At 32.6% G+C, this 13,442-nt stretch carries 12 protein-coding genes; 9 read left to right on the top strand and 3 right to left on the bottom strand.

Features of this window, described 5'->3' with window-relative positions:
* Positions 1–12: 12 nt before the first annotated feature.
* From purH to aqpZ, 7 genes are all read left to right on the top strand, one after another.
* Positions 13–1,545 (top strand): bifunctional phosphoribosylaminoimidazolecarboxamide formyltransferase/IMP cyclohydrolase, encoded by a 1,533-nt coding sequence (gene purH / locus FG167_RS08635; RefSeq protein ID WP_203460998.1) that lies wholly within the window; start codon positions 13–15, stop codon positions 1,543–1,545.
* Positions 1,546–1,768: 223 nt separating this feature from the next.
* Positions 1,769–2,797, top strand: a complete 1,029-nt coding sequence (locus tag FG167_RS08630) for a rod shape-determining protein (protein ID WP_055444398.1) — start codon at positions 1,769–1,771, stop codon at positions 2,795–2,797.
* A 19-nt stretch (positions 2,798–2,816) separates the two neighbouring features.
* Complete coding sequence (gene mreC, locus FG167_RS08625; protein WP_203460997.1) at positions 2,817–3,638, top strand: rod shape-determining protein MreC; 822 nt, start codon at positions 2,817–2,819, stop codon at positions 3,636–3,638.
* The gene (locus tag FG167_RS08620; RefSeq protein ID WP_203460996.1) at positions 3,631–4,137 is read left to right on the top strand and encodes a rod shape-determining protein MreD; all 507 of its coding nucleotides are present in this window, start codon (positions 3,631–3,633) and stop codon (positions 4,135–4,137) included. Before mreC ends, FG167_RS08620 begins: the two co-directional genes overlap by 8 nt.
* Positions 4,134–6,062, top strand: a complete 1,929-nt coding sequence (gene mrdA, locus FG167_RS08615) for a penicillin-binding protein 2 (protein WP_203460995.1) — start codon at positions 4,134–4,136, stop codon at positions 6,060–6,062. Before FG167_RS08620 ends, mrdA begins: the two co-directional genes overlap by 4 nt.
* 2 nt (positions 6,063–6,064) lie before the next feature.
* The gene (gene rodA / locus FG167_RS08610; RefSeq protein ID WP_203460994.1) at positions 6,065–7,342 is read left to right on the top strand and encodes a rod shape-determining protein RodA; all 1,278 of its coding nucleotides are present in this window, start codon (positions 6,065–6,067) and stop codon (positions 7,340–7,342) included.
* Positions 7,343–7,516: 174 nt separating this feature from the next.
* A complete protein-coding gene (gene aqpZ / locus FG167_RS08605) occupies positions 7,517–8,218 on the top strand; it encodes an aquaporin Z (RefSeq protein ID WP_203460993.1) in 702 nt (233 codons plus the stop codon).
* 75 nt (positions 8,219–8,293) lie between these two features.
* On the opposite strand, the gene gldC is transcribed toward aqpZ, so the two are convergent.
* Both gldC and gldB read right to left on the bottom strand, forming a co-directional pair.
* Positions 8,294–8,629, bottom strand: a complete 336-nt coding sequence (gene gldC / locus FG167_RS08600) for a gliding motility protein GldC (RefSeq protein ID WP_203460992.1) — start codon at positions 8,627–8,629, stop codon at positions 8,294–8,296.
* On the bottom strand, positions 8,629–9,591 hold the full coding sequence (gene gldB, locus FG167_RS08595) for a gliding motility lipoprotein GldB (RefSeq protein WP_203460991.1): 963 nt from the start codon (positions 9,589–9,591) through the stop codon (positions 8,629–8,631). The genes gldC and gldB overlap by 1 nt, the downstream gene beginning before the upstream one ends.
* A gap of 79 nt (positions 9,592–9,670) precedes the next feature.
* Between gldB and nadE the strand changes: the two genes are divergently transcribed.
* Together nadE and FG167_RS08585 are read left to right on the top strand one after the other, a co-directional pair.
* Entirely contained in the window at positions 9,671–10,459 is a 789-nt protein-coding gene (nadE, locus tag FG167_RS08590) for an NAD(+) synthase (RefSeq protein WP_203460990.1), read from the top strand.
* Between the two features lie 105 nt (positions 10,460–10,564).
* On the top strand, positions 10,565–11,191 hold the full coding sequence (locus FG167_RS08585; RefSeq protein WP_203460989.1) for a response regulator transcription factor: 627 nt from the start codon (positions 10,565–10,567) through the stop codon (positions 11,189–11,191).
* On the opposite strand, the gene dnaG is transcribed toward FG167_RS08585, so the two are convergent.
* Complete coding sequence (gene dnaG / locus FG167_RS08580; RefSeq protein WP_203460988.1) at positions 11,186–13,144, bottom strand: DNA primase; 1,959 nt, start codon at positions 13,142–13,144, stop codon at positions 11,186–11,188. The two genes, FG167_RS08585 and dnaG, sit on opposite strands and share 6 nt — an antisense overlap.
* Between the last annotated feature and the right edge of the window lie 298 nt (positions 13,145–13,442).

The following is a 13,442-nucleotide window of genomic DNA, read 5'->3' as shown; positions in this document are numbered from 1 at the left end:
AACACAACAACAATGAGTAATACAAAAACAATTAAATCGGCTCTAATTTCCGTTTTTAGTAAAGATGGCTTAGAACCAATTGTAAAACAATTAAATAGCCAAGGCGTAACGATCTATTCTACTGGTGGAACAGAAAAATTTATTACTGATTTAGGTATAGAAGTAGTTCCTGTAGAAGACGTAACTTCTTATCCTTCTATTCTTGGCGGACGCGTAAAAACATTACACCCAAAGGTTTTTGGAGGTATTTTAAACAGACAAAACCACAATGGTGATGTTGCAGAAATGGAAGAATACAATATTCCGCAAATTGATGTGGTAATTGTAGATTTATATCCGTTTGAAAAAACCGTTGCTTCTGGAGCAAGCGAACAAGACATTATTGAAAAAATTGATATTGGAGGAATTTCTCTAATTCGTGCAGCTGCAAAAAATTATGCAGATGTCATTTGCGTTTCTTCGGTAGATGATTATTCAGAGTTTTTAGAATTAATCACAGAGAAAAACGGAAGCTTAACAGAAGCAGATAGAAAACGATTTGCAGCAAAAGCTTTTAATGTTTCTTCGCACTACGATGCTGCTATTTTCAATTACTTCAACAAAAACCATGAGATCGCTTCTTTTAAACTTAGCGAAACGCAAGGTAAAGTTTTACGTTATGGTGAAAACCCACATCAAAAAGGATTTTTCTTTGGTGATTTTGATGAAATATTCACGAAACTTCACGGTAAAGAATTAAGCTACAACAATCTTTTAGATGTAGATGCTGCTGTAAATTTAATCAACGAGTTTAAAGGTGAAGCACCAACTTTTGCGGTTTTAAAACATAATAATGCTTGCGGATTTGCACAACGTGAAACAATTCTTGATGCTTATGTAGATGCTTTAGCTGGAGATCCAGTTTCTGCTTTTGGTGGTGTTTTAATTAGCAATACCGAAATAGATAAAGCTACTGCTGAAGAAATTCATAAGTTATTTTGTGAGGTAGTTATTGCGCCTTCATTTTCTGCGGAAGCTTTAGAAATACTAAAAGGAAAGAAGAATAGAATCTTACTTATTTTAAAAGATTTTGATTTCCCACAAACTACAGTAAGAACATGTTTAAATGGTGTTTTAGTACAAGAAAGAAATTCTAAAACAGATACGCTTGCAGATTTAAAAGATACAACAAACAATAAACCAACGCAAAACGAGTTAGATGATTTAATCTTTGCATCTAAAATTTGCAAACACACCAAATCGAACACTATTGTTTTAGTAAAAGGCAAACAATTATGTGCTAGCGGAACAGGACAAACAAGTCGTGTAGATGCTTTAAATCAAGCCATACATAAAGCACAATCTTTTAATTTCGATTTACAAGGAGCTGTAATGGCAAGTGATGCCTTTTTCCCGTTTCCAGATTGTGTAGAGATTGCTAAAAACGCAGGAGTTACTGCTGTAATTCAACCAGGAGGTTCTATAAAAGACCAACTAAGCATCGATTATTGTAATGCCAATAATGTTGCTATGGTTTTTACAGGAACTAGACATTTTAAACATTAACATTCCCAAAAAAGTGGGAATCTCATAGTAAATTGAGAAACATAAAAAAAAGCAATATAATTTCCGCGAAAGCGAGAATTAAAAGCTTAAATAAATCCTTGAAAATCTACATTTAATCGTGTAGATTTTCAACGATTAAAACATTAATTTTAAAATCAAATTTAGAAAGAGTTTTACTACCTTTACGAGATGTGATTTTTTAACGTACATAATTAAATAAAGAATGGGATTTTTTGACTTCTTAACCGAAGAGATTGCAATAGATTTAGGAACTGCAAACACTTTAATTATTCATAATGACAAAGTTGTTGTAGACAGTCCATCCATAGTTGCTAGAGATAGAATAACAGGAAAAATTATTGCTGTTGGTAAAGAAGCCAGTATGATGCAAGGGAAAACGCATGAAAACATTAAAACCATTAGACCATTAAAAGATGGTGTAATTGCAGATTTTGATGCTTCAGAGCAAATGATAAGCATGTTCATTAAGAACATTCCAGCTTTAAAAAAGAAACTTTTTACTCCTGCTTTACGTATGGTAATTTGTATTCCTTCTGGGATTACAGAAGTGGAAATGCGTGCTGTAAAAGAAAGTGCAGAACGTGTAAACGGTAAAGAAGTATATTTAATACACGAACCAATGGCTGCAGCAATTGGTATTGGTGTAGACATTATGCAACCAAAAGGAAACATGATTGTCGATATTGGAGGTGGTACCACAGAAATTGCAGTAATTGCTCTTGGTGGAATTGTTTGTGATAAATCTGTAAAAATTGCAGGTGATGTATTTACAAACGATATTATTTACTACATGCGTACACAACACAATTTATATGTTGGAGAACGTACTGCTGAAAAAATTAAAATTCAAATTGGTGCTGCAACGGAAGATTTAGACCTTCCACCAGAAGACATGAGTGTTCAAGGTCGTGATTTACTTACCGGAAAACCAAAACAAGTACAAATATCGTATCGTGAAATTGCAAAAGCTTTAGATAAATCTATTTTACGTATTGAAGATGCTGTAATGGAAACCTTATCGCAAACACCACCAGAATTAGCAGCAGATATTTACAACACTGGAATCTATCTTGCAGGTGGAGGATCTATGTTACGTGGTTTAGACAAACGTCTTTCTCAAAAAACAGATTTACCTGTTTACATTGCAGAAGACCCATTACGTGCTGTAGTTCGTGGTACAGGAATTACCCTTAAAAACTTAGCTAAATACAAAAGCGTATTGATTAAATAAGAGTAACACCCATTAAATCATGCAGCAAATAGTTAATTTTATACTACGTAACAAATCGTTTTTGTTATTTATATTGCTGTTTGCTATATCCTTTGTTTTTACCATTCAAAATCATTCATACCAAAAAAGTAAGTTTGTAAACTCTGCAAATTTTCTATCTGGAGGTATTTATAGTAAAGCAAATAATATTAGTCAGTATTTTGGTTTAAAAGAACAAAACATTCTACTTCAAGAAGAAAACAACAAATTAAAATCTGCATTATTTAATTTAGATAAAGAAATAAAAACTAGCTTTTTAGACAGTATTTCTTATACGTCTGTATACAACTTCACTCCTGCAATTGTAATAAAAAACAATTATACATTTAGCACGAATATTTTACTTATTGACAAAGGAAAACGCGATAGTATTAAACAAGATTTTGGTGTGATTACTTCTAAAGGAATTTTAGGCATTATAGACCATACCAGCACAAAATATGCAACAGTACTTTCTATTTTAAATACGAAAAGTAAGATTAGCGCACAACTAAAAAGAACCAACGACTTTGGTACTTTAAAATGGAATGGCAAATCACCAGAATTGGTGCAATTGGTAGATATTCCTTCTAAGGCAAAACCTATTCAAGGAGATACAATAATAACTTCTGGTCGTTCTGCAATTTTCCCAAAAGGAGTTCCGGTTGGTATAATCAAAGATTTTAAGCTAGATGCTGCCGAAGATTTCTACGAAATAAACGTGGCACTATTTAATGACATGACTACTATTGAACATGTGTACGTTATTGAAAATAAAGATGCTAAAGAAATTAATAACTTAATAAATCCTGTGGATGAATAGTATAATTTCTTCAAACGCCATTCGGTTTATTCTATTAGTCTTAGCACAAGTATTAGTGCTTTCACATATTAATTTTTTAGGTTATATAAACCCATACCCATATATTCTGTTCATCCTTTTATTTCCTGTAAAAAACAACAGGATGCTATTTCTTCTTTTAAGTTTTCTATTAGGTATTACCATAGACATGTTTCTAGATTCTGGTGGTATGCATGCAGCAGCTTGTGTAACCATTGCTTTTATAAGACCAGCGGTTTTAAAATTTTGTTTTGGTGCTGTTTATGAGCATCAAACTATTAAATTTAATCAGGTAGAATTTGGACCAAGATTAACCTATATAAGTATCCTTACAGTAATACATCACTTCCTATTATTCCTTTTAGAAATATTTAACTTTTCAAAAATAATTTTAGTGCTTCAAAAAACGTTATTCTCAAGTATATTTACTATTATACTATGTGTTTTAGTAACCATAATATTCAGCAGAAAATCTAAATGAGGCAAATACTACTTTTCATTTCCATAATTTTTGTTGGCCTTCTTTTTATTGCAAGACTTTTTTTTCTTCAAGTATATCAAGATAACTCCAATAATTTATATGAAGACAACGCCATACGTAAGGTATATGACTACCCAAAGCGTGGTTTTGTATACGATAGAAACGGAAAACTTCTAGTTTCTAACCAACCATCTTATGATGTGATGGTGATTCCTCGTGAAGTAAAACCATTAGATACTTTAGAGTTTTGTTCGCTTTTAAAAATAGACAAAGAGCAGTTCATTAAAACCTATAAAAAAGCATATACGTATTCTCCTAGATTACCGTATGTTTTTCTGCCGCAATTATCTAAAGAAGACTACGCAGTCCTTCAAGAGAAAATGCGCAAATTTGAAGGATTCTATATTCAAAAACGTTCTTTAAGAAACTACGAAACCACTATTGGCGCCAACGTACTTGGGGATATTGGTGAAGTAAACCAAAGAATCATGAGTAAAAATCCCTATTACAAAATGGGCGATTTAATTGGTATGCAAGGAATTGAAGCTTCTTATGAAAAAACATTACGAGGTGTAAAAGGAATAAAATTCATACAAAAAGACAGATTCAACCGAAATATAGGACCTTACAAAAAAGGAAAATTTGACACCTTACCAGAATCTGGAAAAGACATTAAAACCACCATTGATGCAACATTGCAAGCCTACGGAGAAATCTTAATGCAAAACAAACGTGGTGGTGTTATTGCTATTGAACCAAGCACAGGAGAAATATTATCTATGGTTGCCGCACCAACCTATAATCCAAATTTATTAGTAGGTAGAGACCGCTCTAAAAATTTCACCAAACTGTATAATGACTCTATTGCGAAACCATTATTTAATAGAAGTCTACAAGGTGTTTATAATCCTGGATCTCCATTTAAATTAATGAATGCATTGGTTGCTTTACAAGAAGGAGTGATATCTACAAACGAAAAATTAACTTGTTACGCGGGTTACAAATACGGAAACAGTTTTATGAAATGTCACTGTAGAAGCGGCACAAGAAATGATATGGTACATGGTATTCAAGAATCGTGTAACACCTATTTTGCAACAGTATATAGAAGAATTTTAGATAAACCAGAAAATGCTTCTATTGGAATTAATGTTTGGAGTAATCACGTAAAAAGTTTTGGCTTAGGAAACTTTTTAAATAACGATTTATACGTTGGTCAAAAAGGAAGAATTCCTAACAGAGAATATTACCGAGGTATTTATCCGAAAACATTTTATTCCACATACACTATTTCTAACGCTATTGGTCAAGGAGAAGTTGCTACAACGCCAATACAATTAGCAAATATGATAGCGGCTATTGCCAATCGAGGATATTATTTCACACCGCATATTATAAAGGAAATTAAAGATGAAACCTTAGATCTAAACTTTACAACACCAAAATACACAACCATAGACAAAGAACATTTTGAACCTGTAATTGAAGGGATGCTGAATGTTTACAAACATGGAACTGCCAAATATTTACAGATTCCGGATATTGATATTTGTGGAAAAACAGGTACTGTTGAAAATTTCGTAAAAATTGACAGTGTAAAAACACAACTTACAGACCATTCTATATTTGTAGCTTTTGCACCTAAAAACAATCCTAAAATTGCTATTGCTGTATTTGTTGAAAATGGTTATTTCGGTTCTCGTTTTGCTGGTAAAATAGCTAGTTTGATGATTGAAAAATATATTAAAGGAACTATCACTAGAAAAGATTTAGAAAACTTTGTCTTGAGCCATAGTTTAGAAGATGAATATGCAAAACCATATTCTGGTGTACCTTTCAAAATTAATAGAGAAACCAAGCTACAAACAATCTCGATAGAAGAAGTTAATAAATTAAAGGCACAACTAACCAAGTTAGAACATTAAGCATGTTTAGACAAACTGATAGACATTTTAAATTTGATTGGGTTACTATTATTTTATTTTTAATTTTAGTAGTTTTTGGTTGGATGAATATCTTATCCGCTTCACACACGGGTACAACCATTGATTATACTAATTTCTCCCAACCTTACGGAAGACAATTAATTTTCATAGGTTTAACGCTTATACTCATTATCTTTATTCTTTCTATTGACGCCAAGTTTTACGAACGGTTTGCGAGTTTAATCTTTATTGTTTCCATGTTATCCTTAGTTGGTCTATTCCTCTTTGGTAAAAACGTAAACGGAGCCACTTCTTGGTATGGCATTGGTGGAATGACCCTACAACCCAGTGAGTTTGCAAAAGCAGCCACAGCACTAGCCGTTGCTAAATACATAAGCGATTTAAACACCGATATTAGAACCTTTAAAGACCAAATAAGAATCTTTATCATCATTATCATTCCCGCTTTTTTAATTTTACTACAAAATGATGCAGGAAGTACTTTAGTTTATGCCTCTTTCTTTTTTGTTTTATACAGAGAAGGTTTACCAAAAATATACCTAACACTGGCATTAACCTTAGTTGCTATTTCCATTTTAGCATTAAAATTCGGACCAATAATCACTTCCGTTATAGCTATTGTTGTTATTATAACAAACTATTTTATTCAGAAAAAGAAACCGGTAATTCTACAGCCAATCCTTACCATTTTGGCTTGTATAGTAATTGCTTTCGGAATTAAATTTTTCTACCAAAACATATTGCAACCACACCAACAAGATAGAATTAGTCTTTGGTTACGTCTAGAAAAAGATCCGCAAAAGATTGCGCAAATGCGTAGAGATATTTTATATAATTTATACGAATCTGAAAAAGCAATTAGCTCTGGAGGTATTACCGGAAGAGGTTTTTTAGAAGGTACCAGAACCACAGGTAAATTTGTACCAGAACAGCATACCGACTATATTTTTAGTACCGTTGGTGAAGAATGGGGATTTCTAGGAAGTGTTTTTGTAGTGGTTGTATTTGTACTACTTATGCTTCGTATTTTAAAATTAGCAGAACTACAAAAATCGCAATTTAGTAGAGTGTACGGCTATTCGGTAGCATCTATTTTATTCTTTCATTTTATGATTAATATTGGAATGGTAATGGGCTTAATACCTACTATCGGAATTCCACTTCCTTTTTTTAGTTATGGAGGCTCCGGACTTTGGGGCTTTACCATTTTACTATTTATTTTCATTAAGCTAGATTCGAATAGAATTAATGAATGGTAAGTAAACACCTTTAAAAACAACAAAATTCTTACTGTTAATAGAATAAAACATTCACTTCATCTAAAAAAGTACGAATCTACTTTTTCTAAAAACAACAAAAGTAATTCAATTGCCTATATTTATATAATGTACTAATATATAGTGCATTATATAAATTAACTAAAAACTTATACGATGAAAAAATTATTAGCAGAATTTATTGGTACTTTCTGGTTGGTACTAGGTGGTTGTGGTAGCGCCGTTTTAGCAGCAGGAATTCCGAATATAGGAATTGGTTTAGCGGGTGTCGCATTGGCTTTCGGACTTACCGTTTTAACAGGAGCATACGCTTTAGGGCATATTTCTGGAGGACATTTTAATCCTGCAGTATCTATTGGCCTTTTTGTTGGAGGACGATTTAGTGCAAAAGATTTACCAGGTTACATTATTGCGCAAGTTTTAGGAGGTATTGCTGGAGCGGCAATTCTATATGCTATTGTTAGTGGTATGGATGGTTTTGCTGGTTACTCGCAACCTGGAGATTTTGCAACTAACTTTTATGGTGTAGAACAATACGGACATACCTTTAGTATGACTTCGGCGTTACTAATAGAAGTAGTAATGACCTTTATGTTTTTAATCGTAATTCTAGGTGCTACACATAAAAATGCATCCCCTGGTTTTGGCGGATTAGCAATTGGATTAGCATTAACATTAATACACTTAATTAGTATTCCGGTTACTAATACTTCTGTAAATCCTGCAAGAAGTACCAGTCAAGCTTTATTTGTTGGTGGTGAAGCCATGGGACAACTTTGGTTGTTTTGGGTAGCTCCTATTGTTGGTGCTATTTTGGCTGGACTTGTTTACAAGTTTATGGCCCCCAATAAAGACTAATACAAAATAGTATATATTAAAAAAGCGTCTTGAAGTTTTATTTCAAGACGCTTTTTCTATTTTTAAAAAGGAAAACTAATCCTTCTTCAATTCTAATTTTTCAGCAAAATAATCACAAAAATCTTTCATGGTTGCAGTCATTTTTTCGTCTTGTGTTGCTCTATTAAAAGTATCACTCATAGCAACCAATGTTTGATGAAAAAATATTTTCATTTCATCTACAGGCATATCTTTTGTCCAAAGATCTATACGTAACATTTCTTGGGTTTTACTGTCCCAAACAGAAAGCATCATCGCTTTAGCTTCTTGTTCACTAATGCCTCCATCTTCTGCTGTCCATACTAATTTTTCTGGAACTCTATTTTCGTCTAGTTCTATGTTTAATTCAATTTTTGAGGTGATTTTAGCCATTACAATTCTGGTTTAAAGTTGGATTTATTAAATATTTCATCGGCATTTTTAGCAAGCATTTCTTTTAAAGACACATCATTCCTTTTCATATAAGCACGTACCATTTGCCATCCTATATACTGCCCTATTCTTCCTGGAGATTCTTGATCTATTTCTACTAATTTAAACTTAGAAAAAGGTGCAGGATTTATAAACCGGTTTGGCAAATCAGGATCGGTACTAAACAATAATTCATTCTCTACAAAGTAGCTCCAAATTTGTCCTTCATTCGCTTTAGACCAATTTAATTGTTCTTCAGTATAGCCAATTTTTTCAGCGTCTGTTTTAAACGGAATCATGACATCTTTGAAATATAATTGTTTTCCGAAGTAAACCATTTCGTCTAAAAATGTTTTATTCTGTTTCGGAAAAATATAATTTTCGGCATACTTAGAAGCAAAATCTACCACAATCTGATCCTCTGTAAAATTAGCCGCTAAATACTTTTGAATACCATTATAAAAAGGATGATCACTTCCTAAATAGGTATCAATAGAAATAAGTGAAATCGTATCGGTTACAATCACTTTATTTCTATAATCTACAAACGAAGTAGCACTAACCAAACGTGGTATTTTAAATTCCGGAAAATAATATTTCATATGCTGAAAGAAGTTTTTCATCTCTCCTTCTACCAAATTCAGATTTGGATACACTTTTTCTACTTCTTTATTTAATTCTAATTGCAAAGTATCTTGCATTTTGGCAATCCAAAAAGAATCTACATATTTCTTAGAAAACATAAACGGAAAAGCTTTCTTTAACGTACTAAGATCTTCAGGTTTAGCATGTGCAAATGCCAAATCAAATCGCTCAATCGCAACAGAAATATCTATTTTAGAAATTTCATTTTCCATACTTGCATCCCGCTTACACGAAACACATAAAAGCGTCAAAAAAAGAAATAAAAAAATATTCTTCATAAACTTATTTTTATTAATTAAGCTATTGGTTTATTTTTGTTTGGCAAAGGTACTATTCTTTGTTTTAAAATCTTTAAAAATGCAAACAGAAAAAGTAGCACATCATATAGTAAATTGGTTAAAAGACTATGCTTTAAACGCAAAAGTGAATGGTTTTGTTGTTGGAATTTCTGGCGGAATTGATTCTGCTGTAACTTCCACTTTATGTGCAGAGACAGGCTTAGACGTTTTATGTATTGAAATGCCTATTCATCAAGCTGCAAGTCATGTGTCTAGAGGACAAGAACATATCAAACAATTAAAAGCGCGATATAAAAATATACGGGATATAAAAACCGACTTAACGCCTGTTTTTGAAGAATTTAAAACCGAGGTTGCATCCGATGCAGATAAGGCTACTGTAGATATGGCTTTAGCAAACACAAGAGCTCGTTTACGTATGACGACTTTATATTATCATGCAGGATTATACAAATTACTAGTTGCAGGAACAGGAAACAAAGTAGAAGACTTTGGTGTTGGTTTTTACACGAAGTATGGTGATGGCGGTGTCGATTTAAGTCCGATTGCAGATTTATTAAAATCGGAAGTATATCAAATTGGCGAATATTTACAAGTTCCAGATTCCATTATGAATGCAGCACCAAGTGACGGATTATTTGGAGATGCAAGAAGTGATGAAGACCAGATTGGCGCATCGTATCCAGAACTAGAATGGGCCATGCAAATGCATGATGAAGGCAAGACCGAAGACGACTTTACAGGAAGACAAAAAGAAGCTTTTAAAATATATAAACGTTACAATTCAGCCAATAAACATAAAATGGTTGCAATACCTATTTGTCTGATATCAAAAGATTTAAAATAAAATATTTTCTTTATTAGTAGGAATTCACTACTTTTACTAAACGACTAATAGCAAAACGTCTGTTGTTATCTCAACAGTTATAACAATTTTTAAAAAATTAAAGTTATGATTAAACTGTTGGTAGTTGACCATCATCCTATAATTAGGAAAGGTCTTGAGCTACTATTTCTTACGTCGTCGAATATTCAAATTGTTGGTACACTTGATGATGGTGAATCCATATTTGAATTCTTAAACAAGAACAAAGTAGATATTATTATTTCTGAAATTGATTTACCAAAGCTTAATGGCATCACTGCATTAAGAAGGCTTAACAAAGAATACCCTGAAGTTAAAGTAATTATGTTTAGTGCGCAACCGGAAGAGGTTTACGCCATGAATACTATAAAAGCGGGAGCTTCTGGTTATCTCTGTAAAACGGCTAATATTGTTACACTTAAAGAAGCTATTATTAAAGTGTATAGTGGAGGTGTTTATTTAAGTAACGATCTTGCACAACGTTTAGCTATTGGCAAACGTGTAAACAGATCTGGTAATTTTTACAAAAAACTTTCTACTAGAGAAATTGAAGTTTTAAAACTTATTTCGTCTGGAAGAAAAAACAAAGAAATTGCTAGCGAGCTTGCTATAAATGAAAAAACAGTAAGTACGTATAAAGCGCGTTTAATGAAAAAATTAAACGTTACCAATATTGTAGACTTAATAAATAGAGCGAAATTATTAGAGCTATAAAACTCGGCTTAGTTTTCTTGACAACAACATTTTTAAACTAGAGTAATCTTTTACTTCTTCTAAGACACTTCTGTTTACCTCAGATCTGTTGGCAAGTGTTTGTTGCATAAATTCCGTTACTTTCTGATCGATTAAAAAGCAACGTAAACTTAAAATAGTTTCGCTAACTAACTGTGCAATAGACTGATCTTTTTCTTTTGGAAATATATTTTTACTATGCCAATCAGACAAACTATAACGCTCATCATCCATTAAAATAGTAGAAATCTCATTAGCCACATCTTGCTCTACCGTGTTTACAAACTGCTCTATTGCAAACTCCGGATTCTGATTTAGTGTATCAATAATGGTATAATACAAGTTTTTAAACTGCGTATTAGTAAACTGCATTTCATCATCTTGCAAGTCTAAATATATTTTTTCAAAAACTTTTGCTTGATGTTTTACAGGCTCTAGAATCAGCTCATTCTTATCATTCTCTTTTAAAACTAAATCTTCAAAATCTTCTGTTTTATTTCCGTAAAGCAGTAGTATTTCAATAATTTTTCGTTCTAAAACATATTGCACATCAACCTTTTTCTTAGGTTGTTCATGCTTAATGACTTCAAAAGCGGTTTGCTGTTTACTCGCTTCTTTATGTGTTTCCTGAACGTCTTTATTGGTAATTTGTGCCAAGGTTGTAAACAACACTTGCTCACTAATATCCATAATTCTAGAACATTCTTGAATATAGATTTCCTTTTTAATTCTATCCGGAATTTTAGCAATACTGTTCACGATATCTCGAATAGTATCTGCTTTTTTAATAGGATCATTTTTAGACTCTTCATATAAAACCGAAGCTTTAAACTGAATAAAATCTTGTGCATGTTCCCTTAAATAATCGCTTAACTCTTCTAAGGTATTTTGTTTTGCAAAACTATCTGGATCTTCGCCTTCCGGAAACGTACAAATTTTCACATTCATACCTTGCTCCAGAATTAAATCAATTCCGCGAAGCGAAGCACGTAAACCTGCAGCATCTCCATCAAAAAGTACGGTAATATTTTTGGTAAGCCTATTTATTAACCGAATTTGGTCTGGCGTTAATGCAGTACCAGAAGAAGAAACCACATTATGAATTCCTGTTTGATGAAACTGAATCACATCGGTATATCCTTCCACTAAAAAACAATTATCTTCTTTAGCAATACTTTGTTTTGCCTGATAAATACCATACAAAACTTTACTTTTATGGTAAATATCACTCTCTGGAGAGTTTAGGTATTTGGCAGCTTTTTTATCGTTGGTTAAAATACGTCCGCCATAACCAAGCACACGACCACTCATACTTTGTATTGGGAACATCACACGACCTTTAAATCGGTCAAAGCGTTTTTCACCTTTCACGATAGTCAGTCCGGTTTTTTCTAAGAATTCTATTTTATAGCCTTGCTTTAAAGCTTCGTCTGTAAAGGCTTGCCACTCGTCTAAAGAGTAACCTAATGCGAACTTCTTAATGGTTTCGTCTGTAAAACCACGTTCTTTAAAATAGCTTAAACCAATAGCTTTTCCTTTATCGGTTTTTAATAATACCTTCTGAAAATAGGTACTCGCATATTCACTAACTAGATATAAACTTTCCCGTTCATTAGCCTGTTCTTTTTGCTCGTTGCTCTGCTCGGTTTCTTCAATTTCAATATTGTACTTTTTAGCCAAGTATTTTATAGCTTCTGGATAGGTAAAATGCTCATGCTCCATTAAAAAAGCAACGGCATTCCCTCCTTTTCCGGTACTAAAATCTTTCCAGATTTGCTTGACAGGAGACACCATAAAACTTGGTGTACGTTCTTCACTAAACGGACTTAAACCTTTAAAGCTACTTCCCGACTTTTTTAATTGCACAAAATCGCCAATAACCTCTTCTACGCGTGAGGTTTCAAATACATGGTCTATGGTGGATTTTGATATCAATTATGGAAGATTTTTCGCTTTCGCGGAATTACTCCGTAAATGTAATATAAAAGAAATTGGTTTAAAAATTAATAGCAAAAGGAAAGTTTTGTTTGTGAAAAAAACCTAAGATTTTATTGGGCTGGTTTTAGTCCTTAACAAAAATTACCTACTGAAAATCAACATTTACAGTTACAAATAAAAGCACTTTGTTAACTGCAATAAAAGAATTATATTTACAGGATAACGTCAACACAAAACTAACGATATCCTGATCTATTTACGGGATATAATCAATAAATGTGATGATATAACACGT

This window comes from Lacinutrix sp. WUR7 (assembly GCF_016864015.1).
Lineage (GTDB): Bacteria > Bacteroidota > Bacteroidia > Flavobacteriales > Flavobacteriaceae > Oceanihabitans.
Note: the sequence above shows the minus strand (reverse complement) of the source record. Positions and strands in the feature narration are given on the sequence as shown.